The organism is Pseudomonas sp. DTU12.3 (assembly GCF_004124275.1).
Lineage (GTDB): Bacteria > Pseudomonadota > Gammaproteobacteria > Pseudomonadales > Pseudomonadaceae > Aquipseudomonas > Aquipseudomonas helmanticensis.
The window spans coordinates 6,006,998-6,030,158 of record NZ_CP027218.1 but is presented as its reverse complement, the minus strand read 5'-3'; the positions used below and the strand labels follow the sequence as shown (position 1 = coordinate 6,030,158).

The following is a 23,161-nucleotide window of genomic DNA, read 5'->3' as shown; positions in this document are numbered from 1 at the left end:
TCGGAGCGGTTATGGGTGATCGGCACGACTATGTGGCCCTCGAATGGGTCAAGGGCGAAATTGCCGAAACGCTGAAGCAGGCGCATCAGGCGATTGAAGCCGTGCTGGATGATCCGCAGGCCTTTCCCGGGCTGGACGAGTGCCTGGATTACATCCATCAGGTCCACGGCAGCCTGCAGATGGTCGAGTTCTACGGCGCTGCATTGCTCGCCGAAGAGATGGAACATCTGGTCGAAGCCCTGCAGCACGAGCGCGTCAGCCATCGCGACGAAGCGCTGCACTTGTTGCTGCAAGCCCTCGGGCAATTGCCGATCTACCTCGACCGCGTGCAGAGCGCCCGCCGAGATCTGCCGTTGGTGGTGCTGCCGCTGATCAATGATCTGCGCAGTGCCCGTGGCGAAAGCCTGCTCTCGGAAACCAGCCTGTTCAGCCCGCAACTGCCCGATTTACCGCCGCTCAGCGCAGCGGCGTTGGCACTGCTGGAACCGGCGGAACTGCCGAATGTGCTGCGCAAATTACGCCAGATGCTGCAAATGGCCTTGGTCGGTTTGCTGCGCGAGCAGGACGACCAGACGCACCTCGAATACCTCGCCAAAGTCTTCACCCGCCTCGAAGCGCTGAGCGGCGATTCGCCCCTGAGCCCGTTGTGGCAAGTCGCCTCGGCGCTGGTCGAAGGCATGCGCGAAGGCGTGATTGCCAACAGCCCGGCGCTGCGCAGCCTGTTCAAGGACGCCGACAAAGAACTCAAGCGCCTGCTCGAACAAGGCCTGTCTGGCCTCAATCAGCCGGCGCCGGCGGAGCTGCTGAAAAGCCTGTTGTTCTATATTGCCAAAGCCGAACATCCCACCGGGCAGATGCTGACCATGAAAGATCGCTACTCGCTGGACGACGCGTTGCCCGACAGCGCGATGGTCGACGAAGAACGCGCGCGCCTGGCCGGCCCCGACCGCGATGCGATGCGCTCGGTGCTGGCAGCTCTGTGCGAAGAACTGGTGCGGGTCAAGGAACGCCTCGATCTGTTCGTGCGCAGCGATCGCCAGCACACTTCGGATCTGGAAAGCCTGCTCGCGCCATTAAGGCAGATCGCCGACACCCTTGCCGTGCTCGGTTTCGGCCAGCCGCGCAAAGTCATCATCGATCAACTGGCCGTGGTGCTCAGCCTCGCCCAAGGCCAGCGCGAACCGAATGACGCGATCCTGATGGACGTTGCCGGCGCGCTGCTTTACGTCGAAGCGACGCTGGCCGGAATGGTCGGCACGGTCGAGCCGGAAAGTCCGGAAGACTCGCGCTTGCCCACCACCGACCTGACGCAGATTTATCAGATCGTGATCAAGGAAGCGCGGATCTGCCTGCAACAGGCCAAGGACATGATCGTTGACTACATCGATGCCGATTGGGATCGCCAGCAACTGCAACCATTGCCGGCGCTGCTGACCCAGGTGCGCGGTGCGCTGGCGATGATTCCGCTCAGCCGCGCGGCGAGTCTGGTCGAGGCCTGCAACGGTTTTATCCGCGAGCATCTGCTGCTCGATCCGCACGAGCCGGGTTGGGAACAACTGGATCGTCTGGCCGATGTCATCAGCAGCCTCGAGTACTACCTCGAGCGCTTGAGTGACGATCCGCAGGCGCCGAGCGAGCAACTGCTGGACATCGCGCAGAAGTCCCTCGCCAACCTCGGTTATTTCCCTGACGAAGAGCCCGGCGAAGACTCTGTGCCCGTGCTCGAAGACGTTCTCAGCCCCAGCGAAGCGCTGGTGATGCAGGACATGCAGGCGCTGGATGATCCCGAGATCGTGCAATCGTTGGCCGAGGTTCTGGCCAGCCCGGTTTCCGCACTGAACCCGCCGGCGCTGATCACGCCCGGCAGCCTGATGCCGCCGCCGGCCGGCGAAGAACCGATCGACGACGAGCTGCGCGAAGTGTTCCTCGAAGAGACCGACGAAGTCCTCGAAGTGCTCCATGAATACCTGCCGCGCTGGACCGCCAACCCGCAGGATCGCGATGCGCTGACCGAACTCCGTCGCGCCTTCCATACCCTCAAGGGCAGCGGGCGCATGGTCCGCGCGTTGATCCTCGGTGAGCTGGCGTGGGCCGTGGAAAACCTGCTCAACCGTGTGCTTGAACAAAGTGTCGAACCGGGATCGGTGGTCCAGCAACTGCTGACCGACACGGTGCTCTTGCTGCCCGAATTGATCAACGAATTCGCCACTAACAGCCAGCGTCAGCGCAGCGACGTCGATCAGCTTGCCGCCCGTGCCCACGCATTGGCCAAAGGTGACGAACCGCTGGCCGCCGAAGACATCGACGATGTCGCTGCACTCGATCCGCTGTTGCTGGAGATCTTCCGCAAAGAAGCCGAAACCCATCTCGCCAGCCTCAACCGTTTCCTCGATCAAGCCGCCGAGCATCTGCCGCTACAGGCCAGCGATGAGTTGCAGCGCGCGCTGCATACGCTCAAGGGCAGCGCCTCAATGGCCGGGGTTTTGCCGATTGCCGAATTGGCCGCGTCGCTCGATCAACTGGCCCGCGAGTTCAAGGCGCATCAGTTGCCGCTGGATCTCGACGAAGTGGAATTGCTGCTGGAAGCCGAGGGCCTGTTTCGTATAGGCCTGCGTCAGCTCAAGCACGATCCGCTGGCGCCGATTGTCGGTGCGCAATCGCTGATCAAACGCACCGACACGCTGCTCGCCGAGCGCCTCGAAACCATCCTCAATGCACCAAATACCGGGCTGCGGATCAAGCGTGACCCGCAACTGATCAACAACTTCCTCGCCCAGGGCATGGACATCCTCCTCGACGCCGAAAACCTCTTGCAGCGCTGGCAGCAACATCCCGGCGAGCGTCAGGAACTCAGCGCCTTGCTGGATGAACTGACCACCCTCGGCGAAGGCGCGCACATGGCCGATCTGCTGCCGGTCGATGTGCTCTGTGAGGCCTTGCTCGACCTGTATGGCGCAGTAGAAGAAAGCAGCCTGGCGGTCAGTGAACGGTTTTTCCAGGAGGCGCAAAACGCTCATGAAGCGCTGATCAATATGCTCGACGAACTGGCGGCCGGGCAGGAAGTCACGCCGCAACCGGAGCGGATTCGCGCCTTGCATGATCTGCTCGATGAGAGTCTCGATCCGTCGTCGATGGGCCTGATTCGCAGCGATGGCAGCCGCACTTTGAGCATCCGCGAACTGGGCAGCGCCACCGCTGAGTTACAGCAAAAGGCAACGGCGCTTGAACCCGATGACGAGATTGTCGAGATCTTCCTTGAAGAAGCGGTCGACATTCTCGACAGCTCCGGCCAAGCCTTGCAGCGCTGGCTCAGCGACCCCGACAACACAGCGCCGCTGTCCTCGTTGCAGCGGGATCTGCATACGCTCAAGGGGGGCGCGCGGATGGCTGAAGTCGAGGCCATCGGCGATCTGGCGCAAGAGCTGGAAAGTCTCTACGAAGGCCTGGTCGATCGTCGCTACAGTTACAGCGAAACCTTGGGGCGCTTGCTGCTCAAGAGTCACGACCGCTTGGCGTTGTTGCTTGATCAACTGCAAAACCATCAGCCGCTGACGCCGGCACAGGATCTGATCGACGTTATCCGTCAGGTCCGCCAAGGCCAGAACGTTGTCGAAGCGCCGCCAGCAACAGCCGATCACGACAGCGCCGGTCACGACCCTGAGTTGCTGGAGATCTTCCTCGAAGAAGGTTTCGACATCATCGAAAACTCCGGCGCCGCGTTGCTGCGCTGGCAGGCCGAGCCGGGCAATCGCCAGGAAGTGGAAACCCTGCTGCGCGATCTGCACACCCTCAAGGGTGGCGCGCGGATGGTCGAGATCGGCCCGATCGGCGACCTCGCGCATGAGCTGGAATACCTTTACGAAAGTCTTTCCAGTGGCGCCTTGCAGCCGTCGGCGGAGCTGTTTGCGCTGGTGCAGCGCGGGCATGATCGTTTGGCGCAAATGCTCGATGGCGTGCGCGCCGGGCAACCGTGCCCACCGGCGGATCGGCTGATCAACGCGATCCAGAATTTCAGTCATCCGGCGACGGTAGAAACGCCGCCAGTGCTACCTGTTCCGGTCAAGACTGACGTGGCGCCGCCGGTTGCCGAGGCTGGCGCGGACATGGTCAAAGTCTCCGCCGAACTGCTCGACGAGTTGGTTAATCTGGCCGGCGAAACCTCGATCTTCCGAGGCCGTATCGAGCAGCAGGTCAACGACGCGCAGATCGCCCTGAACGAGATGGAAACCACCATCGAGCGCATGCGCGATCAGTTGCGCCGCCTCGACACTGAAACCCAGGGGCGGATTCTCAGCCGTCAGCAAGTCGATGCCGAACGCCTTGGCTACGAAGAATTCGATCCGCTGGAAATGGACCGTCATTCACAGTTGCAGCAACTGTCGCGGGCGCTGTTCGAATCCGCCTCCGACCTGCTCGATCTCAAGGAAACCCTCGACCGCCGCAACCACGACGCCGAGAACCTGTTGCAGCAACAGGGCCGCATCAACACTGAATTGCAGGAAGGCCTGATGCGTACGCGCATGGTGCCGTTCGAGCGCATGTTGCCGCGCCTGAAACGCATCGTCCGCCAGGTCGCCGAAGAGCTGAACAAAGACGTCGCCTTCGTCGTCGGCAACGCCGAAGGCGAGATGGATCGCAACGTCCTCGAACGCATGGCTGCGCCGCTGGAACACATGCTGCGCAACGCCGTCGACCATGGTCTGGAATCCGCCGAAGTGCGTCTGGCGGCGGGTAAACCGGCGCAAGGGCAGATCAGCCTCGACCTGTCCCGCGAGGGCGGCGACATCGTTTTCGATATCCGCGATGACGGTGCCGGGGTGCCACTGGAAGCGGTGCGGCGCAAGGCGATCAAGCGCGGCATGCTCGCGCCGGAAGCCGAGATCAGCGACCGCGACGTGTTGCAGTTCATCCTCCAGCCGGGGTTTTCCACGGCGGAAAAGATTACCCAGATTTCCGGGCGCGGCGTCGGCATGGACGTGGTGCATGAAGAAGTGCGGCAACTCGGCGGCAGCATGAGCATTGATTCCGTGCCGGGGCAGGGCGTGCATTTCCGTATTCGCTTGCCGTTCACCGTGTCGGTCAACCGCGCGTTGATGGTGCAGTGCGGTGAGGATCAATACGCGATCCCGCTGAACACCATCGAAGGCATCGTCCGCGTCTTGCCGAATGATCTGGAAGGGCACTTCCGCGTTGATCCGCCGCGCTATCAATACGGCGGCCAGACCTATGAGCTGTGCTACCTGGGCGAACTGCTGAAAACCGCGCCACGGCCGAAACTGCTCGGGCAGAACTTGCCATTGCCGGTGCTGCTGGTGCACTACAACGACCGGCACATTGCGGTGCAGGTTGATGCGATGGCGGGTACGCGCGAAATCGTGGTCAAGAGCCTCGGCGCGCAATTCGCAGCGGTGCAGGGCGTGTCCGGGGCGACGATTCTCGGCGACGGCAGGGTGGTGCTGATTCTCGATCTGCTCGCGCCGATCCGCGCGATGCAGGCACGCATTGCACAGACGCCGACGCTGCCGGAAATCGACAGCGAACCGCAGAAACCGTTGCTGGTGATGGTCGTCGATGATTCGGTCACCGTGCGCAAGGTCACTAGCCGTTTGCTCGAACGCCACGGCATGAACGTGCTGACCGCCAAGGACGGCGTCGACGCCATGCTGCTGCTCGAAGAGCACATGCCCGACCTGATGCTGCTCGACATCGAAATGCCGCGAATGGACGGCTTCGAAGTCGCCACCCAAGTGCGCAACGACGAACGCCTGCAACACCTGCCGATCATCATGATCACCTCACGTACCGGGCAGAAACACCGCGATCGCGCGATGGCGATTGGCGTCAACGACTACCTCGGCAAGCCGTATCAAGAGTCGGTGCTGCTTGAAAGCATCGCCCAGTGGAGCAAGAAACATGCATGAGCGCCGGCATAATCCGCGCACCAGTCAACTGACCGGGTTGTTGCTGCCGTTGGCGGATCGTAATTTGATCCTGCCTAACGTTGCTGTTGCTGAGTTAATCGATTACCAGGCCAGTGCCTTCGATCTGGATACGCCGCCGTGGTATCTGGGGCGAGTGAAGTGGCGTGAGCGGCAGATTCCGTTGTTGAGTTTCGAGTCGGCGTGCGGGCAGAAAATCGTCATTGGCGAGCGTGCGCGGATCGTGATTTTGAATGCGCTGGGCGGGTTGCCGGAGTTGAAGTTCATTGCGCTGCTGGTGCAGGGGATTCCGCGTTCTTACAAGCTTGATAGCCAGTTGAGTTATGTCGACGTGCCGTTGTGTGCGCTGGAGCAGGCGGCGGTGCAGGTAGGGGAGCAGGTGGCTAAGGTGCCGGATTTGTTGGGGTTGGAGAAGTTGTTGGTGGATGCGGGGCTGGTCCATTGATCCAGAGTCTTCAGTGTTCTGGCTGGCCTCTTCGCGAGCAGGCTCGCTCCCACAGTTGATCTTCGGTGATCCTGGATTTTGCGTACGACACAGACCTCCCGTGGGAGCGAGCCTGCTCGCGAAAGCGCCAGTCGCCACACCTTGATCCGACAGAAAAATCCTCAATCTCCGTGCGCAATAAACGCCTTCCAGCCCCGCTGTTTAAAGACACTCTGTGTTACGGCTCCCTAGCCTACAAATCCTTGCGCCGCTGCCTACGCATGCACCAGAATCCGCCGGCTTGTGCGCCTTTGGCATGCTGCGTAACTTGATTCCGTCACTGATTCCCAGTGATCGGGTTTAGCAGCCCGGCTTTGTCCTTACCTCGGTTGTACAAGTCTCATCCAGTCAGGCATTCGCCTGCGCTTGATGGTGGCTGTGCGCATGGCACCTTCGGGTGCGCCGGGTTGGGGTTTGACCGGTCTGCTAACTTGCGCATAGCCGCCACCCTACCGTTTAGCAGCGAGATGGTGAGGCCTAATAGAGGTTCATCCCCATGTTCAAAGTAACGCCTAACCCGCCGCCCACCGACCCGGCATCCCCCTACGAATCCCCCGACTCAAAGAAATTCCACGAAGCCGCCGAACGCGCCCTCGACCATTACCTCGGCCCCACCAACGCCGACCTCATGGCCACGCCCTACACCCCCAACACGCTGTACATGGCCAATCCCAATGCCGACACCGAATCCCTGCTGGCTGACGCCAGTGAAACCCTTGGTTCGGCTACGGTTATGCTCAACAACCATGCAGCGCTGGTGCAAGGCACGGACCGCAAGACCCTGCAAGGTATTGCGCAGGTGGTGATGGTGGCGGAGATGGCGGTCAACCGTGTTTTGGATAAGTTGGTGCCGACGGAGTGATTTAAACGCCGACCCTCACCCCAGCCCTCTCCCGGAGGGAGAGGGGGCCGACCGAGGTGTCTGGCGTTGTACATCGACCTGAAAAACCGAGTCGATTATGGATCTGGTAAACCTGGTGAATTCCGGATTCAGTGCAACATTCCCAGGTCGGCGCAATTCCCGAATATCCCCCAATCAGTCCCCTCTCCCTACGGGCGGTCCGACGTTTCGGGAGGGCTAGGGTGAGGGCGCTCTTGATCGTTACCCTGAGCGTAATGATTCACCACCGCGCTTGATTGATGCCCCCACCCCACACGCCTACCTTAGCTCCACGACAGCGAACCCCGTGGAGTGAGCATGACAACAACAATTTCCCCCGACTCGCGCTGGACGCGGCGGCGCGATGAGAAGCAGCGCCGCCTCGACAAGGTGCGCGGGCTGGCCGACGGTGTGGTGTTGCCCACCGACAAGATCGTCGCCGCGCTCGAAGCGCTGATTCATCCCGGCGACCGTGTGGTGCTGGAGGGCAACAACCAGAAGCAGGCGGATTTCCTCTCGCGCTCGCTGGCCAAGGCCGACCCGGAAAAGCTCCACGACCTGCACATGATCATGCCCAGCGTCGGCCGCTCCGAGCACCTCGATCTGTTCGAACGCGGTATCGCCCGCAAGCTCGATTTCTCCTTCGCCGGCACCCAAAGCCTGCGCATCAGCCAATTGCTCGAAGACGGCCTGCTGGAAATCGGCGCAATCCACACCTACATAGAACTTTATGCGCGACTGGTGGTGGATCTGATCCCCAATGTCGTGCTCTCAGCCGGTTTCATGGCCGACCGCGCCGGTAACATCTACACCGGCCCAAGCACCGAAGACACCCCGGCGCTGATCGAACCGGCCGCGTTCAGCGACGGCATCGTCATCGTCCAGGTCAACCAATTGGTCGACGACGTCAGCGAATTGCCACGCGTTGATATTCCCGCCTCATGGGTCGACTTTGTCGTGGTGGCTGACAAACCGTTCTACATCGAACCGCTGTTCACCCGCGACCCACGCCACATCAAGCCTGTGCACGTGTTGATGGCGATGATGGCGATTCGCGGCATCTACGAAAAACACAACGTGCAGTCGCTCAACCACGGCATCGGTTTCAACACCGCCGCCATCGAATTGATCCTGCCGACCTACGGCGAATCCCTCGGCCTCAAAGGCAAGATTTGCCGCAACTGGACGCTCAATCCGCACCCGACATTGATCCCGGCGATCGAAAGTGGCTGGGTCGAAAGCGTGCATTGCTTCGGCACCGAACTGGGCATGGAAAACTACATCGCTGCGCGCCCGGACGTGTTCTTCACCGGCCGCGACGGCTCGCTGCGTTCCAACCGGATGTTCTGCCAACTGGCCGGGCAATACGCGGTGGATCTGTTTATCGGCGCGACGTTGCAGGTCGATGGCGATGGCCATTCCTCGACCGTAACCCGTGGCCGCCTCGCCGGTTTCGGTGGCGCACCGAACATGGGCCACGACCCGCGCGGTCGCCGTCACGGCACCCCGGCGTGGCTGGACATGCGCCACGACGATTCGCAGCAACCGATGCTCGAACGCGGCAAGAAACTCGTGGTGCAAATGGTCGAGACGTTCCAGGAGGGCGGCAAACCGACCTTCGTCGAAACCCTCGATGCGGTGGAAGTGGCGAAGAAAAGCGGCATGCCGCTGGCGCCGATCATGATCTACGGCGACGACGTCACCCACCTGCTCACCGAAGAAGGCATCGCCTACCTGTATAAGGCGCGTTCGCTGGAAGAGCGCCAGGCGATGATCGCCGCAGTCGCCGGCGTCACCGCCATCGGCCTGCGCCACAACCCGAAAGACACCGAACGCATGCGCCGTGAAGGCCTGATCGCCTTGCCCGAAGACCTCGGCATCCGCCGCACCGACGCCACTCGCGAATTGCTCGCGGCGAAGAGCGTGGCCGATCTGGTCGAGTGGTCTGGCGGCTTGTACAACCCGCCCGCCAAATTCAGGAGCTGGTAATGCACGCATTTAACCTGCAAGCGAAACCGCTGTCCCTGGCTGATCGATTGGCCGATCTGGCGGTGGACGCGCTGATTGACGAAGCCGATCTGTCGCCGAAACCGGCACTGGTCGACCGTCGCGGCAATGGCGCGCACACCGATTTGCACCTGGGCCTGATGCACGCTTCGGCGCTGTCGTTGTGGCCGGCGTTCAAGGAGATGGCTGAAGCAGCGGTTGAAATCGGCGAAGTCGATTCAACGTTGCGCGAAGCGATTGGCCGCATCGGCCGTGAGGGCGAGCAAGCCATGCTCACCACCACCAACGGCGTGAACACGCATCGCGGGGCGATCTGGGCGCTGGGATTGTTGGTGACCGCCGCTGCAATGGAGCCGAAATCCACCAGCGCCAATGCAGTTTCATTGCGCGCCGCGCGACTGGCCTTGCTGGATGACCGCTACGCACCCAAACCCTTGAGCCACGGCGTGCAAGTCGCCCTGCGTTACGGCGCACGCGGCGCTCGTGAAGAAGCGCAACTCGGCTTCCCTTCGGTGCTGCAACGCGGCCTGCCGCAACTCAAACGCAGCCGCGCCAACGCCAGCGGCGAACAGAACGCCCGGCTCGACGCTTTGCTCGCAATCATGACCAACCTCGCTGACACCTGCGTGCTCTACCGCGCCGGCGAAGAGGGTTTGCAGGCCATGCAACTCGGCGCGCAAGCGGTGCTCGACGCCGGTGGCAGCGCCAGCCTCAGCGGTCGCCGCCGGCTGCACGAACTGGATCAACAACTCATCGCATTGAATGCCTCGCCCGGTGGCGCCGCCGACTTGCTCGCCGCCACGCTGCTGCTCGATCGCATCGAGCGCGACGGCATCCTTCAGGGAGCGTTTTGATGGAAACCCTATCGTTTGAATTCCCCGCCGGGCAGCCGCCACGCGGTCGCGCGCTGGTCGGTTGTGTCGGCTCGGGTGATCTGGAAGTGCTGATCGAACCGGGCCTGGCCGGCAAGCTGACGATCAATGTGCAGACTTCGGTCAACGGCGCGCAACTGCGTTGGCAGCACCTGTTTGCGCGGATGTTCGACGGCACCACGCCGCCGGCAATGGCCATCGATATTCACGATTTCGGCGCGACACCGGGGGTGGTGCGTTTGCGTCTGGAACAAGGTTTCGAGGAGATCGGCCATGACTGACAGCGCCGCGTTGCTCAACAAACACAGCTTCGTCGAACTCGGCGCGCGACAACGGGCGAAAGCCTTGCTCGATGCTGGCAGTTTTCGCGAATTGCTCGATCCGTTTCAACGGGTGATGTCGCCGTGGCTCGAACGTCAGGGCGTGGTGCCGCAGGCCGATGACGGTGTGGTGATCGCCAAGGGCAGCCTCGACGGTTTGCCGGTGGTTATTGCGGCGATTGAGGGTGCGTTTCAGGGCGGCAGCCTTGGCGAAGTTGGCGGGGCGAAGATTGCCGGCGCGCTGGAATTGGCGGCTGAAGACAACCGAAAAGGTATTCCGACCCGCGCGGTGTTGCTGCTGGAAACCGGTGGCGTGCGCTTGCAGGAAGCCAATCTCGGGCTGGCGGCGATTGCTGATATTCATGCGGCGATTGTCGATTTGCAGCAGTACCAACCGGTGGTCGGTGTGGTCGCCGGTAGCGTTGGGTGTTTCGGCGGTATGTCGATTGCAGCGGCGCTGTGCAGTTATTTGCTGGTGACTCAGGAAGCACGCCTCGGTTTGAACGGCCCGCAAGTGATCGAACAGGAAGCCGGGATCGAAGAATACGACTCCCGCGACCGGCCCTTCATCTGGAGCCTGACCGGTGGCGAGCAGCGTTTCGCCAGTGGTCTGGTGGATCGTTATGTCGCCGATGACGTGGCGAAGATTCGGCAGCAGGTCGGCGAATTGCTTCAGCAAGGTTTGCCGGCTCAGCCGCGCAGTCAACGTGCTGAGTGGTTTCTGCAACGCCTCGGCGAGCTGAATACCGACCCGCAAATCGAACCGTCGGTGGTTCGCGACCTGTATCAAGGAGAGCGCTCATGAGCGGTTATTCATTGCGCGGTTTGAACTGGTTTAACGCCTTGAGCGCCGGCGCTCTCAAGGTCGAAGGGCTGCCGGCCTCGTTGAAGGTGGCTGACGGTGAGCTGGGGCGTTTTATCGCTGTGGTCGCTGATCCGGACAATCGCTTCCCTCGTGCTCGCAACGGCGAAGTCGGTTTGCTTGAAGGTTGGGGTTTGGCCAAGGCTGTGGATGATGCGATCACTGCTGATTGTGACAAGGCGCAAAAGCGCCCGATCATCGCCATCGTCGATGTGCCGAGCCAGGCTTATGGTCGGCGCGAAGAAGCGCTCGGCATTCATCAGGCGTTGGCCGGTGCGGCGGACAGTTACGCCCGTGCGCGTCTGGCCGGTCATCCAGTGATTGCGTTGTTGGTGGGCAAGGCGATGTCCGGGGCGTTTTTAGCTCACGGTTATCAAGCCAATCGTTTGATCGCGCTGCGCGATCCGGGCGTGATGGTGCATGCGATGGGCAAGGCGTCGGCGGCGCGTGTGACCTTGCGCAGCGTCGAAGAGCTGGAAGCGCTGGCCGCCAGCGTGCCGCCGATGGCCTATGACATCGACAGTTACGCCAGCCTCGGATTGCTTTGGGAAACCCTGTCGGTGCAGCAGATCGAGCAGCCGACGGCGGAGGATCTCTCAAGGGTTAACGAATGCCTCAAACAAGCCATCGGCGATGTCTCCAGCACTGACTTGAGCAATCGTCTCGGCGCGAAAAATCGTGCGGCCTCCAGCAAAGTGCGCGAACTGTTGAGGGCGCAGTGGTGAGCACGCCTCTGGCCCACGATCTGCTCTGGGGCGTGACCCCGGCGCAGTTGCCGGCGGATGCGCCGTTGTGGGCCGTCGAGTCGCTGGCCGCCGGGCAACCGGTGGTGGTGCGGCGGGCGTTGAGCGATGAAGGGTTTGTCGCGGTTGGCGTGCGCGGTGTGTTGCGCGAGCAGCGGTTGGCGGCGTTTATGGCCGTCGATTCGATTGCCTGTCGGGTCAGTCCCGAAGCGCTTTGTCATGTCGATTGCGAACGCGATCTGCCAGTGATGCAGGCGCTCAAACAACTGCGGCCGATGCTCGACGATTGCGGTTGGGTCTGGGGTGTCAGTGGCAGTGTCGGGTTTGAATTGGCCAGTGGTTTTACCGCGATGCACGCGGCCAGTGATCTCGATCTGATTCTGCGGACACCGCAACTGATCACGCGTAATCAGGCACGCAAACTCGTGGAGCTTTTCGATCAAGCCGTGTGCCGGGTCGATATGCAATTGCAGACGCCGTTCGGTGCTGTGGCGTTGCGTGAGTGGGCCAGCGGTTCGGCGCGCGTGCTGCTGAAAAATGCTCATCAGGCGTGCCTGGTGATCGATCCGTGGAACCCGCAGGAGCAGGCAGCGTGAGCAGTCTGCTGGTGTTTCCCGGCCAGGGCGCGCAGCAAGCGGGCATGCTTCAGCGCTTGCCCCGCGAGACCTTGGTCGAGGCCAGCGATGTGCTTGGCGAAGATGTTTCGTTGCTGGATTCTGCTCACGCATTGCGCACGACAAGGGCGGTCCAGCTCTGTTTGCTTATTGCTGGCGTCGCTGCGTCACGACAGTTATTGCAAGACGGACTCACGGCGGATTACGTCGCCGGTCTGTCGATCGGCGCTTACCCGGCAGCGGTAGTTGCCGGGGCCTTGAGCTTCAGTGATGCGTTGCATCTGGTCAGCCTGCGCGGCGAACTGATGCAGCAAGCCTATCCACAAGGCTATGGCATGACCGCGATCATCGGCCTGCAATTGTCCACAGTCGAAACGCTGCTGGCGCAGGTGCACAGCGAAGATTCTCCGGTGTATCTGGCCAACATCAATGCCGACAATCAGGTGGTGATCGCCGGCAGTGACGAGGCCATGCAAGCGGTGGCCGAACTAGCGCGCAGCCGTGGCGCCGGTCTGGCAAAACGTCTGGCGGTGAGTGTGCCGTCGCACTGTCCGTTGCTGGACAAACCGGGGCAAACCCTCGCCGAAGCCTTCGCCAAAGTTGAACTGAAAACTCCGAAAATCGCTTACCTGAGCGGCAGCCGCGCGCGCCCTGTGACCAAAGTAGAAGCGCTGCGTGACGACCTCGCTTTCAACATGTGCCGCGTGGTGGACTGGCGCGGCACTGTACAAAGCGCTTACGAGCGCGGCGTGCGTTTACAGATCGAACTGCCGCCCGGTGCGGTGCTGACCGGGCTGGCGCGCCGGGTGTTCGAGCAGGGCACAGTCACTGCCTTCGACAGTGCGCGTCTCGACACCTTGCAGGCGCTGTTGCGTGAGGAGGGTAGCCGCCAACTTTAAACCGCCGCGACTCAAGCTTCGAACAACAAAAACAACATTCGACGATGCACTTTGAGGACTACAACAATGATTATTTACGGTGTGGCGTTTCTCGCCTTTTGTACGCTGGTGGGTATCTGGGTTGGTGAACTGCTCGGCAAGCTGATCGGCGTGCCGGCCAACGTCGGCGGTGTCGGTATCGCGATGCTGCTGTTGATTGGCCTGGGCAGTTACCTCAACAAAAGCGGCTGGCTCAAGGGCAAGACCGAGCAGGGTGTCGAATTCTGGAGCGCGGTCTACATTCCTATCGTGGTGGCCATGGCGGCCCAGCAAAACGTCTACGGCGCACTGAAGGGCGGGCCAATGGCGATCCTCGCCGGGACGCTGGCCGTGGTCATCGCCTTTGCCTTGGTGCCGGTGCTGACGCGCATGGGCAACAAGGAGCAGACCCCGATCGCTCCAGCCAAGACTGCGGGGTAATCGCCATGTACGAATCAATGATGAAAGTCATCACCGGTTACGGTTTGATCAGCGGTTTCCTGATTGTCGGCCTGACCATGTGGGTGTCCTACTGGATGTCCAACACCTTCACCAAGGGCCGCTTGCACGGCTCGGCCATCGCTATTTTGCTCGGGCTGGTGCTGTCGTATGTCGGCGGCGCACTGACTGGCGGGCAGAAGGGTGTGGTGGATATTCCCTTGCTGTCCGGCATCGGCTTGCTCGGCGGGGCGATGTTGCGCGATTTCGCGATTGTTGCCACGGCGTTTGGTGTCAGTGTTGAAGAGCTCAAGCGTGCCGGGTTTGTCGGTGTGCTGGCGCTGTTTGTAGGTGTCGGTACGTCGTTTGTCGCTGGGGTCGGCGTGGCGATGGCGTTCGGTTATACCGATGCGGTGAGTCTGACCACCATTGGCGCGGGCGCGGTGACTTACATCGTCGGGCCAGTGACCGGCGCGGCGATTGGTGCGAGTTCCGAGGTGATGGCGCTGTCGATTGCGGCGGGGCTGATCAAGGCGATTCTGGTGATGGTGATGACGCCGTTCGTGGCGCCGATGATCGGCCTCAATAACCCGCGCAGTGCGGTGATTTTCGGCGGACTGATGGGCACGTCCAGCGGTGTGGCCGGCGGGTTGGCGGCGACGGATCCAAAGCTGGTGCCTTATGGGTGTCTGACGGCGGCGTTTTATACGGCGCTCGGGTGTTTGCTTGGGCCTTCGCTGTTGTTTTTGGCGATGCGCGGGTTGGTGGGTTAATCGCTAAAAGCGGCCCTCACCCTAGCCCTCCCGAAACGTCGGACCGCCCGTAGGGAGAGGGGACTGACCGAGTTGGATGTTCGAGGTACGCCGACCTGAAAGTCCTGAGTCGAACTCAGGCCTTGAAACCCACGGAGATCTGCTCCCTTTCCCCCTCGCCCCCTTGGGGGAGAGGGCTGGGGTGAGGGGATAGCTCTTGATCTTGATCTAAACCCCAACCTGCCGATTGGCATACATCCGACACTCCGCCAACAACGCCAGCAAATTCGGATCGCGCTCCTTGGCCTTCAAGAACACCACGCCAATGTGCTGCTGCAACCGGTACTTCTCCTGCAACGGAATCAGCTTCACCCGGTTCTCATACACCGCAGCGATCCTTCCCGGCAGCAACGCATAACCCACCCCCGAGCTGACCATGCTCAGCAGCGTGAAGATGTCATTCACCTGCATCGCCACCTTCGGCTCGAACCCCGCCTGCTTGAACACTCGGTTGCCGTCCTGATGCGTCGCGAAGCCTTGGGTCAAGGTGATGAACGTTTCATCGCGCACTTCCGCCAGGTCCACTTCACTGCGCTGGGCGAACTTTGAATCCGCTGGGGTGGCGAGGAATATGTCGTCGGAAAACAGCGCAATCTGTTCGCAATCCGGGTCGTTGATACTGTCGTCCAGCGACACCAGAATCGCGTCGACTTCCATGTTTTTCAGCTTGTAGAGCAGGTCGATGTTCGAGCCGAGGATCAGGTCGATATTGAGCTCGCTGCGGCGGATTTTCAGGCCCATGATCAGTTGCGGTACGGTTTTTACCGTCAGCGAATACAAGGAGCCGAGTTTGAAGCGTTCGGCAGAGAAGCCGGCAGCTTCGCGGGTCAGGCGTACGCTTTCGACGACGTCGTTGATCAGTTTCTGCGCGCGTTCTTCGAGGACGTAAGCGCTTTCCAGCGGCGTCAGATTGCGGCCTTCGTGTTTGAACAGCGGGCAGCGCAGGGCGCTTTCCAGCGAGTGAATCGCGCGGTGCACGCTGACGTTGCTGGTCTGCAGTTCGGCAGCGGCGCGGGCGAGGTTGCCGGTGCGCATGAAGGCGAGGAACACCTCGAGTTTTTTCAGGGTCAACTCTTCGTCGATCAGCATGGCGCGGACTCTTTTTGGTATCGGCCGATTGTGCACGGAAGATCAAAAGATCGCAGCCTTCGGCAGCTCCTACATTGGAATGCGATCACCTGTAGGAGCTGCCGCAGGCTGCGATCTTTTGATTGCGCTTTTACGCTCAAGGCCCGAGCCTTGCGCGCTGCGGTAATGAATATGAGGTAAGCGATAGATGTATCACGGAGAACGATTGAACGCCTGGACCCATCTGGTCGGGGCGGTGGCGGCTTTTGTCGGCGGCGTGTGGATGTTGGTGATTGCCAGCCTGGATGGCAGTCCGTGGAAGATTGTCAGTGTGGCGATCTACGCGTTCACTTTGCTGGTGCTCTACAGCGCTTCGACGGTTTACCACAGCGTGCGTGGGCGCAAGAAAGCGATCATGAAGAAGGTCGATCACTTTTCGATCTACCTGCTGATTGCTGGCAGCTACACACCGTTTTGTCTGGTGACTCTGCGCGGGCCGTGGGGCTGGACGTTGTTCGGGATTGTCTGGGGGCTGGCGCTGATCGGCATTCTGCAAGAGATCAAACCGCGTTCGGAGGCGCGGATTCTGTCGATCGTGATTTACGCGGTGATGGGCTGGATTGTGTTGGTGGCGGTCAAGCCTTTGATCGCGGCGCTGGGTACCACCGGATTTGCCTGGCTGGCATCGGGCGGGGTTTTGTACACGGTGGGGATTATCTTTTTTGCCCTTGATCACCGGCTGCGGCATGCGCATGGGATCTGGCATCTGTTCGTGATTGCCGGGAGTTTGCTGCACTTTGTCGCGATTCTGTTTTATGTCCTCTAAACCGAATCATCCCCAATCCCCTGTGGGAGCGAGCCTGCTCGCGAAGGCGTCAGTCCAGCCGATGCTGATGTCGGCTGATATACCGCTTTCGCGAGCAGGCTCGCTCCCACAGTAGATATCCAGTGAACACAGATTTTGTGAACACCCTAGATCCAATGTGCGAGCGGGCTTGCTCGCGAAGGGGCCTTAGAAATCACCCCAAAGCTGCTGGGCCACCGCCAGTGCAACCACTGGCGCCGTCTCGGTGCGCAACACTCGCGGGCCGAGGCGGGCGGCGTGGAAGCCGTTACCCTTGGCCTGCTCGACTTCGGCATCCGTCAAACCGCCTTCAGGCCCGATCAGAAATGCCAGAGTCGCCGGTTTGGCATGGCTCACCAACGGCTCGGCCACCGGGTGCAGCACCAGTTTCAACTCGGCTTCGGTCTGCTTGATCCAGTCCGCCAACAACACCGGTGGATGAATCACCGGTACCCGCGAACGACCACACTGTTCGCACGCGCTGATCGCCACCTGACGCCAGTGCAACAGGCGTTTGTCGGCACGTTCGTCCTTGAGGCGGACTTCGCAGCGGTCGCTAAAGATTGGGGTGATTTCATTCACGCCCAGTTCGGTGGCTTTCTGGATCGCCCAGTCCATCCGCTCGCCCCGGGACAGGCCCTGGCCGAGGTGGATGTGCAACGGCGATTCGACCTGACCGGCGAATTGCTCGTCGATCTGCACGGTCACGCGCTTCTTGCCGACTTCCAGCAGGGCGCCGCGAAACTCATGGCCGGAACCGTCGAACAGCTGCACCGCATCGCCCTCGGCCATGCGCAGCACGCGGCTGATGTAATGCGCCTGGGCTTCCGGCAATTCGTGTTCGCCGGTGCTCAGGGGAGCGTCGATAAAGAAGCGGGACAGTCTCATTTCGGGTCTCTGGAAAAATGTGAATCAGGTGGATCGGTGTCGACTTCATTCGCGAGCAGGCTCGCTCCCACATTTGGAATGCATTCCCCCTGTGGGAGCGAGCCTGCTCGCGAAAGCGGTAGCTCAGGCGCCACAAATTTTGAATCAGCCCGGATCGCGGAAGCCGGGGTGGAAGTCTTTCGGTACGGCGACGCTGACGCTGTCACGCGTTGCAATGTCGATGCCTTCGCTGGCGACTTCGGCGAGGAAGTCGATCTGCTCCGGGGTGATCACGTACGGCGGCAGGAAATACACCACGCTGCCCAGCGGACGCAGCAGCGCGCCACGCTCCAGCGCATGCTGGAACACCTTCAAACCGCGACGCTCCTGCCAAGGGTAGGCCTCTTTCGTGGCCTTATCCTTGACCATCTCGATGGCCAGGACCATGCCGGTCTGGCGCACTTCCGACACATTCGGATGATCGACCAGATGCGCCGTCGCCGAGGCCATGCGTTGGGCCAGCGCCTTGTTGTTCTCGATGACGTTGTCCTGCTCGAAAATATCCAGCGTCGCCAGTGCCGCCGCGCACGCCAGCGGGTTGCCGGTGTAGCTGTGCGAATGCAGGAACGCGCGCAAGGTCGGATAGTCGTCGTAAAACGCGCTGTAGACCTCGTCGGTGGTCAGGCACGCCGCCAGCGGCAGGTAGCCGCCGGTCAGGGCCTTCGACAGACAGAGGAAGTCCGAGCGAATGCCGGCCTGCTCACAGGCAAACATCGTCCCGGTACGGCCGAAACCAACGGCGATTTCATCGAGGATCAAGTGCACGCCGTAGCGATCGCAAGCCTCGCGCAGCAATTTCAGATACACCGGGTGATACATGCGCATGCCGCCAGCGCCCTGAATCAGCGGCTCGACGATCACTGCCGCGACGCTGTCATGGTTCTCGGCCAATGTCTGTTCCATGGCCGCGAACATGTTGCGCGAATGTTCTTCCCAGCTCATGCCTTCGGGGCGCCCGTAGCAATCCGGACTCGGCACTTTGATGGTGTCCATCAGCAGCGCTTTGTAGGTCTCGGTGAACAGCGGCACGTCGCCGACCGCCATCGCCGCCATGGTTTCACCGTGGTAGCTGTTGGTCAGGGTGACGAAACGCTTTTTGTTCGGTTGGCCGCGATTGAGCCAGTAGTGAAAGCTCATTTTCAGCGCGACTTCGATGCAGGACGAACCGTTATCGGCGTAGAACACCCGGTTCAGGCCTTCCGGCGTCATCTTCACCAGACGCTCGGACAGCTCGATCACCGGCTGATGGCTGAAACCCGCCAGAATCACGTGCTCAAGCTGATCGACCTGATCCTTGATGCGCTGGTTGATGCGCGGGTTGGCGTGGCCGAACACGTTGACCCACCACGAGCTGACGGCGTCGAGGTAGCGCTTGCCTTCGAAGTCTTCGAGCCAGACGCCTTCACCGCGCTTGATCGGGATCAGCGGCAGCTGTTCGTGGTCTTTCATCTGGGTGCAGGGATGCCACAACACCGCGAGGTCGCGTTGCATCCACTGGTTATTCAGGCCCATTTACAGTCTCCTCGAGGCGGCTCGCGTCAGGCGCGGGCAAACAATCGCGCAAGCCTATGCAATGCGTCGCGCGGGGACAACCCATTGTGTCGATTGAGCTACTTTGTATGAGCCGATAGACGTCGCTGGCGGCGTTTTGATGGCTAACGTATTCTTCGCGGTTCTTTGGGTCGTCTGACCCGCACAACTGCTTTTTTCTGTGTATTTCCGGAGTTCGCTGAATGTCTGTCGGTTGGCTGCGCGCCTGTGCGCTGGTGATATTGGGGCTGTTCAGCGTTACGGCGCTGGCCAAGGATAAAACCGCAATCGTGATCGGTGGCGGCCTGTCGGGCCTGACTGCCGCTTACGAACTGCAAAACAAAGGTTGGCAGGTCACCCTGCTGGAAGCCAAACCAAGCCTGGGCGGTCGCTCCGGTATGGCCACCAGCGAGTGGATCGGCAACGACAAGACCCAGCCGGTGCTGAACAAGTACGTTTCGACCTTCAAGCTGGGCACCACGCCAGCACCGGAATTCGTGCGTACGCCGGGTTATCTGATCGACGGCGAGTATTTCTCCGCCGCTGATCTGGCGACCAAGCAGCCGGCCACCGCCGATGCCTTGAAGCGCTACCAGAAAACCCTCGACGATCTGGCGCGTTCGATCGACGATCCGCAGAACCCGGCCGCGACCAACACCCTGCACGCGCTGGACCAGATCACCGTATCGAGCTGGCTCGACAAGCAGAACTTGCCAGCGACCGCGCGTCAGTTGATCAACCAGGACATCCGCACTCACTACGACGAGCCTTCGCGTCTGTCGCTGCTGTATTTCGCGCAGCAGAACCGCGTCTATCGCGGCGTGTCCGACCGTGACCTGCGCGCTTCGCGTCTGGTCGGCGGTAGCCAGGTACTGGCGCAGGCGTTCGTCAAACAGATCAAAACCATCAAGACCAACGCGCCAGTGTCGGCGATCACCCAGGACAAGGACGGCGTGACCGTCAAGGTCGGCAGCGTTGGCTACCAGGCTGACTACGTGGTGCTGGCCGTGCCATTGCGTGCACTGAACAAGATTGCGCTGACGCCTGCGCTGGATGCTCAGCATCTTGCGGCGATCAAGGGCACCAACTACGGTTGGCGCGACCAGATCATGCTGAAGTTCAAGACGCCGGTGTGGGAAAGCAAGGCGCGCATGTCCGGCGAGATCTACAGCAACACCGGTCTCGGTATGCTCTGGATCGAACCAGCCCTGAAGGGCGGCGCCAACGTGGTGATCAACCTGTCCGGCGACAATGCCCGCGTGATGCAGGCGTTTGGCGACAAACAGATGGTCGATCAGGTGCTGATTCGTCTGCACGCGTTTTATCCACAGGCCCGTGGCTCGTTTACCGGTTATGAAATCCGTCGCTACAGCACCGATCCTTCGATGGGTGGCGCGTACCTGGCTTACGGCCCGGGCCAGATCAGCAAGTTCTGGCGTCTGTGGGAACGTCCGCTGCAGCGTGTGACGTTCGCTGGCGAACACACCGACACCTTGTACCCGGGCACCCTGGAAGGTGCACTGCGCACCGGTCAGCGTGCGGCCAGTCAGGTTGAAGATCTGGCGGCAGGCAAATCGTTCGAGCCAGTCAAAGTGCTGCCGGCTGCAGCAGCGGCAGGCGCGGCGGGTGCCGTGGCAGCGAAGAAGGGCAACTTCTTCAGCAACCTGTTTGGCGGTTCGGATGACGAGAAGAAGCCAGAGCCTGTGAAGGCGCCAGAGCCAGCTCCTGCTCCGGTTGCTCCAGCGCCTGCGCCGACTCCGGCACCTGCGCCAGCTCCGGTGGAAGCACCGAAGCCAGTGACTCCGGTGAAAGCTGAACCGGCGAAGAAAGCGGCGGCCAAGCCAGCGGCGAAGAAGCCTGCAGCTAAAACCGAGGCGAAGAAGGCCCCAGCCAAACCGGCAGCGAAAAAGGCCGAACCGGCGAAGAAGCCAGCGGCCAAACCGGCAGCCACTACTGAGACCAAGGCGCAGTAAGCCTTTGCTTCAATAAAAAACGCGACCTTCGGGTCGCGTTTTTTTGCCCTGCAATTTTGTCCTTCGCCATCCGGTCACGGGGCTTACTTGTGTACCGGAGCCTTCCCACAAAGTACTCAGACTGAGGTGATAGCGGGTGCCCCGGCGCCAATTCTATGCTGGGAAAAATAGGAGGCACTTGATGAAAACGTTCACGCTCATGCTTTTGCTGATTGCACTTCCAGGTTGCTCCAACGGGCGCTTATTACCTGGCGGTTATAGTTCAGAACTCGCGCATAAATGCCAGATAGATCCCTACAGCGCCGATTGCCTGCAACCACCGGCGGTGCTTCATAACTAATCAGCCATGAATAAAGGGCCGGTTCCACGAATAACTCTGTCCCGTTCGGCAGTTTCCCATGGCCACCTTTGCTTGCGCTTGTGCAGGCGCCCGAGGGTTCAGCAACGATCATTTGTCCAGACGCCCCACGCCGTAATCGCCTTTAATCTTTCCTTAACACGCCACTTACAGACTCTTGATCGTATTTATCGATATTTCAAAGCGAAATTTTCCGCTTTAATTCGATAGATAACTCGCTAGTCTTGGTTCGCAGTTCTCACAGGATTTGGGCAATGCAGCTACGTAACTCTTCATCGCGCTATGGTTGGGTCAGCATCTTCATGCACTGGGGCGTGGCGCTGGTGGTCTTCGGGCTGTTCGCGTTGGGCCTGTGGATGGTCGGGCTGGATTACTACAGCAGCTGGCGCAAAGAGGCGCCGGATCTGCACAAGAGCATCGGCCTGGTGTTGCTGGCCGTGATGGTGTTGCGGGTGTTGTGGCGCTTTATCAGCCCACCGCCGCCGACGCTGCAAAGCTACAGCCGCATGACTCGTATCGGCGCCAAGTTCGGCCACGGGTTTCTCTATCTGGCGCTGTTCGCTGTGATGCTTGCCGGTTACCTGATTTCCACCGCAGACGGTGTCGGGATCCCGGTGTTTGGCCTGTTTGAAGTTCCTGCACTGGTTTCCGGGCTACCGGATCAGGCAGATACCGCTGGGGTGATTCATCTCTGGCTGGCGTGGGCGCTGGTAATTTTTTCCGGTCTCCATGCGTTGGCAGCATTGAAGCACCACTTTCTCGATCGTGATGCGACCCTGACACGAATGCTCGGTCGCAAAGCCTGAAATTCAACCTCGACTCAAAGGAAAAGAAAGCATGTTGAAAAAGACTCTGGCCGCTCTGGCAATCGGTTCTGCACTGCTCTCGGCTCAGGCCATGGCAGCGGACTACAAAATCGACAAGGAAGGTCAGCACGCCTTCGTTGACTGGAAAATCAGCCACCTGGGTTACAGCTTCATCCACGGTACTTTCAAAGATTTCGACGGTACTTTCTCGTGGGATTCGGCCAAGCCTGAAGCCAGCAAGATCGCTGTTGATGTGAAAACCGCCAGCCTGTGGTCGAACCACGCTGAACGTGACAAGCACATCGCCAGCAAAGACTTCCTGGATGTTGGCAAGTTTGCTGATGCCAAGTTCGTCTCCACCGCCGTTAAATCGACCGGTGAAAAGACTGCTGACGTGACTGGCGACCTGACCCTGCACGGCGTGACCAAGCCAGTGACCTTCAAGGCCACGTTCAACGGCGAAGGCAAGGATCCATGGGGCGGCGAGCGTGCTGGCTTCAACGCCAAGACCACCCTGAACCTGAACGATTTCGGGATCAAGGGCCCAGGTCCTACCTCGCAAACTGCAGATCTGGATATCTCGCTGGAAGGCGTGAAAGTTAAATAACTTTCCCCCGTCACACAAAAACGCCCCCGGTCGAAAGGCCGGGGGCGTTTTTTATTGCCCGCCAAAACACAATTCCCCCTGTAGGAGCTGCCGAAGGCTCGGGCCGCGATCGGACGATCTTTTGATGTTGGCTTTTCTAAGATCAAAAGATCGTCCAATC

General features: G+C 60.6%; 20 protein-coding genes. 17 read left to right on the top strand and 3 right to left on the bottom strand.

Going from position 1 to position 23,161, the window contains the following annotated elements; translation table 11 throughout:
• Nucleotides 1–11: 11 nt before the first annotated feature.
• From C2E19_RS27755 to madM, 12 genes are all read left to right on the top strand, one after another.
• Nucleotides 12–5,921: an Hpt domain-containing protein gene (locus C2E19_RS27755; RefSeq protein WP_129395892.1), complete on the top strand. Its 5,910-nt coding sequence runs from the start codon at nucleotides 12–14 to the stop codon at nucleotides 5,919–5,921.
• Entirely contained in the window at nucleotides 5,914–6,384 is a 471-nt protein-coding gene (locus C2E19_RS27750) for a chemotaxis protein CheW (protein WP_129395891.1), read from the top strand. Before C2E19_RS27755 ends, C2E19_RS27750 begins: the two co-directional genes overlap by 8 nt.
• Nucleotides 6,385–6,919: 535 nt before the next feature.
• Nucleotides 6,920–7,285, top strand: a complete 366-nt coding sequence (locus C2E19_RS27745; RefSeq protein ID WP_129395890.1) for a DUF6124 family protein — start codon at nucleotides 6,920–6,922, stop codon at nucleotides 7,283–7,285.
• 336 nt (nucleotides 7,286–7,621) lie between these two features.
• Nucleotides 7,622–9,292, top strand: a complete 1,671-nt coding sequence (mdcA, locus tag C2E19_RS27740; RefSeq protein WP_093429846.1) for a malonate decarboxylase subunit alpha — start codon at nucleotides 7,622–7,624, stop codon at nucleotides 9,290–9,292.
• A complete protein-coding gene (locus C2E19_RS27735) occupies nucleotides 9,292–10,164 on the top strand; it encodes a triphosphoribosyl-dephospho-CoA synthase (protein WP_129395889.1) in 873 nt (290 codons plus the stop codon). The genes mdcA and C2E19_RS27735 overlap by 1 nt, the downstream gene beginning before the upstream one ends.
• Nucleotides 10,164–10,463, top strand: a complete 300-nt coding sequence (locus tag C2E19_RS27730) for a malonate decarboxylase subunit delta (RefSeq protein ID WP_007913697.1) — start codon at nucleotides 10,164–10,166, stop codon at nucleotides 10,461–10,463. The genes C2E19_RS27735 and C2E19_RS27730 overlap by 1 nt, the downstream gene beginning before the upstream one ends.
• Nucleotides 10,456–11,307, top strand: coding sequence for a biotin-independent malonate decarboxylase subunit beta (locus C2E19_RS27725; protein ID WP_129395888.1), 852 nt, complete (start codon nucleotides 10,456–10,458; stop codon nucleotides 11,305–11,307). Before C2E19_RS27730 ends, C2E19_RS27725 begins: the two co-directional genes overlap by 8 nt.
• Nucleotides 11,304–12,089 (top strand): biotin-independent malonate decarboxylase subunit gamma, encoded by a 786-nt coding sequence (mdcE, locus tag C2E19_RS27720; protein ID WP_129395887.1) that lies wholly within the window; start codon nucleotides 11,304–11,306, stop codon nucleotides 12,087–12,089. The genes C2E19_RS27725 and mdcE overlap by 4 nt, the downstream gene beginning before the upstream one ends.
• On the top strand, nucleotides 12,083–12,703 hold the full coding sequence (locus tag C2E19_RS27715) for a malonate decarboxylase holo-ACP synthase (protein ID WP_129395886.1): 621 nt from the start codon (nucleotides 12,083–12,085) through the stop codon (nucleotides 12,701–12,703). The genes mdcE and C2E19_RS27715 overlap by 7 nt, the downstream gene beginning before the upstream one ends.
• Nucleotides 12,700–13,620 (top strand): malonate decarboxylase subunit epsilon, encoded by a 921-nt coding sequence (gene mdcH, locus C2E19_RS27710; RefSeq protein WP_129395885.1) that lies wholly within the window; start codon nucleotides 12,700–12,702, stop codon nucleotides 13,618–13,620. The genes C2E19_RS27715 and mdcH overlap by 4 nt, the downstream gene beginning before the upstream one ends.
• 66 nt (nucleotides 13,621–13,686) lie before the next feature.
• Nucleotides 13,687–14,079 (top strand): malonate transporter subunit MadL, encoded by a 393-nt coding sequence (gene madL, locus C2E19_RS27705; protein WP_129395884.1) that lies wholly within the window; start codon nucleotides 13,687–13,689, stop codon nucleotides 14,077–14,079.
• Between the two features lie 5 nt (nucleotides 14,080–14,084).
• Nucleotides 14,085–14,849 carry a malonate transporter subunit MadM gene (gene madM, locus C2E19_RS27700; protein ID WP_129395883.1) on the top strand — a complete coding sequence of 255 codons (765 nt, stop codon included), beginning with the start codon at nucleotides 14,085–14,087 and terminating at the stop codon, nucleotides 14,847–14,849.
• Nucleotides 14,850–15,056: 207 nt separating this feature from the next.
• Here madM and C2E19_RS27695 read toward each other — a convergent pair whose 3' ends face one another.
• Nucleotides 15,057–15,977, bottom strand: a complete 921-nt coding sequence (locus C2E19_RS27695) for a LysR substrate-binding domain-containing protein (RefSeq protein WP_129395882.1) — start codon at nucleotides 15,975–15,977, stop codon at nucleotides 15,057–15,059.
• Nucleotides 15,978–16,164: 187 nt separating this feature from the next.
• Between C2E19_RS27695 and C2E19_RS27690 the strand changes: the two genes are divergently transcribed.
• On the top strand, nucleotides 16,165–16,782 hold the full coding sequence (locus C2E19_RS27690; RefSeq protein WP_129395881.1) for a hemolysin III family protein: 618 nt from the start codon (nucleotides 16,165–16,167) through the stop codon (nucleotides 16,780–16,782).
• Nucleotides 16,783–16,968: 186 nt separating this feature from the next.
• On the opposite strand, the gene C2E19_RS27685 is transcribed toward C2E19_RS27690, so the two are convergent.
• Complete coding sequence (locus C2E19_RS27685; RefSeq protein ID WP_007913710.1) at nucleotides 16,969–17,688, bottom strand: 16S rRNA (uracil(1498)-N(3))-methyltransferase; 720 nt, start codon at nucleotides 17,686–17,688, stop codon at nucleotides 16,969–16,971.
• Between the two features lie 144 nt (nucleotides 17,689–17,832).
• Nucleotides 17,833–19,239, bottom strand: coding sequence for an adenosylmethionine--8-amino-7-oxononanoate transaminase (locus C2E19_RS27680; RefSeq protein ID WP_129395880.1), 1,407 nt, complete (start codon nucleotides 19,237–19,239; stop codon nucleotides 17,833–17,835).
• Nucleotides 19,240–19,460: 221 nt separating this feature from the next.
• Here C2E19_RS27680 and C2E19_RS27675 point away from each other — a divergent pair, with 221 nt between their 5' ends.
• From C2E19_RS27675 to C2E19_RS27665, 4 genes are all read left to right on the top strand, one after another.
• Nucleotides 19,461–21,230, top strand: a complete 1,770-nt coding sequence (locus C2E19_RS27675) for a flavin monoamine oxidase family protein (protein WP_129395879.1) — start codon at nucleotides 19,461–19,463, stop codon at nucleotides 21,228–21,230.
• 181 nt (nucleotides 21,231–21,411) lie between these two features.
• Entirely contained in the window at nucleotides 21,412–21,570 is a 159-nt protein-coding gene (locus tag C2E19_RS29055) for a hypothetical protein (protein ID WP_164979458.1), read from the top strand.
• Nucleotides 21,571–21,842: 272 nt separating this feature from the next.
• Complete coding sequence (locus C2E19_RS27670; protein WP_129395878.1) at nucleotides 21,843–22,394, top strand: cytochrome b; 552 nt, start codon at nucleotides 21,843–21,845, stop codon at nucleotides 22,392–22,394.
• Between the two features lie 31 nt (nucleotides 22,395–22,425).
• On the top strand, nucleotides 22,426–23,001 hold the full coding sequence (locus C2E19_RS27665) for a YceI family protein (RefSeq protein ID WP_008083105.1): 576 nt from the start codon (nucleotides 22,426–22,428) through the stop codon (nucleotides 22,999–23,001).
• Nucleotides 23,002–23,161 lie beyond the last annotated feature (160 nt).

What these genes read in the sequence shown, in the direction of transcription:
- C2E19_RS27755 (WP_129395892.1), top strand. Translation starts at nt 12, where the DNA reads ATGGGTGATCGGCACGACTATGTGGCCCTCGAATGGGTCAAGGGCGAA.
- C2E19_RS27750 (WP_129395891.1), top strand. Translation starts at nt 5,914, where the DNA reads ATGCATGAGCGCCGGCATAATCCGCGCACCAGTCAACTGACCGGGTTG.
- C2E19_RS27745 (WP_129395890.1), top strand. Translation starts at nt 6,920, where the DNA reads ATGTTCAAAGTAACGCCTAACCCGCCGCCCACCGACCCGGCATCCCCC.
- mdcA (WP_093429846.1), top strand. Translation starts at nt 7,622, where the DNA reads ATGACAACAACAATTTCCCCCGACTCGCGCTGGACGCGGCGGCGCGAT.
- C2E19_RS27735 (WP_129395889.1), top strand. Translation starts at nt 9,292, where the DNA reads ATGCACGCATTTAACCTGCAAGCGAAACCGCTGTCCCTGGCTGATCGA.
- C2E19_RS27730 (WP_007913697.1), top strand. Translation starts at nt 10,164, where the DNA reads ATGGAAACCCTATCGTTTGAATTCCCCGCCGGGCAGCCGCCACGCGGT.
- C2E19_RS27725 (WP_129395888.1), top strand. Translation starts at nt 10,456, where the DNA reads ATGACTGACAGCGCCGCGTTGCTCAACAAACACAGCTTCGTCGAACTC.
- mdcE (WP_129395887.1), top strand. Translation starts at nt 11,304, where the DNA reads ATGAGCGGTTATTCATTGCGCGGTTTGAACTGGTTTAACGCCTTGAGC.
- madL (WP_129395884.1), top strand. Translation starts at nt 13,687, where the DNA reads ATGATTATTTACGGTGTGGCGTTTCTCGCCTTTTGTACGCTGGTGGGT.
- madM (WP_129395883.1), top strand. Translation starts at nt 14,085, where the DNA reads ATGTACGAATCAATGATGAAAGTCATCACCGGTTACGGTTTGATCAGC.
- C2E19_RS27695 (WP_129395882.1), bottom strand. Translation starts at nt 15,977, where the DNA reads ATGCTGATCGACGAAGAGTTGACCCTGAAAAAACTCGAGGTGTTCCTC.
- C2E19_RS27690 (WP_129395881.1), top strand. Translation starts at nt 16,165, where the DNA reads ATGTATCACGGAGAACGATTGAACGCCTGGACCCATCTGGTCGGGGCG.
- C2E19_RS27685 (WP_007913710.1), bottom strand. Translation starts at nt 17,688, where the DNA reads ATGAGACTGTCCCGCTTCTTTATCGACGCTCCCCTGAGCACCGGCGAA.
- C2E19_RS27680 (WP_129395880.1), bottom strand. Translation starts at nt 19,239, where the DNA reads ATGGGCCTGAATAACCAGTGGATGCAACGCGACCTCGCGGTGTTGTGG.
- C2E19_RS27675 (WP_129395879.1), top strand. Translation starts at nt 19,461, where the DNA reads ATGTCTGTCGGTTGGCTGCGCGCCTGTGCGCTGGTGATATTGGGGCTG.
- C2E19_RS29055 (WP_164979458.1), top strand. Translation starts at nt 21,412, where the DNA reads ATGAAAACGTTCACGCTCATGCTTTTGCTGATTGCACTTCCAGGTTGC.
- C2E19_RS27670 (WP_129395878.1), top strand. Translation starts at nt 21,843, where the DNA reads ATGCAGCTACGTAACTCTTCATCGCGCTATGGTTGGGTCAGCATCTTC.
- C2E19_RS27665 (WP_008083105.1), top strand. Translation starts at nt 22,426, where the DNA reads ATGTTGAAAAAGACTCTGGCCGCTCTGGCAATCGGTTCTGCACTGCTC.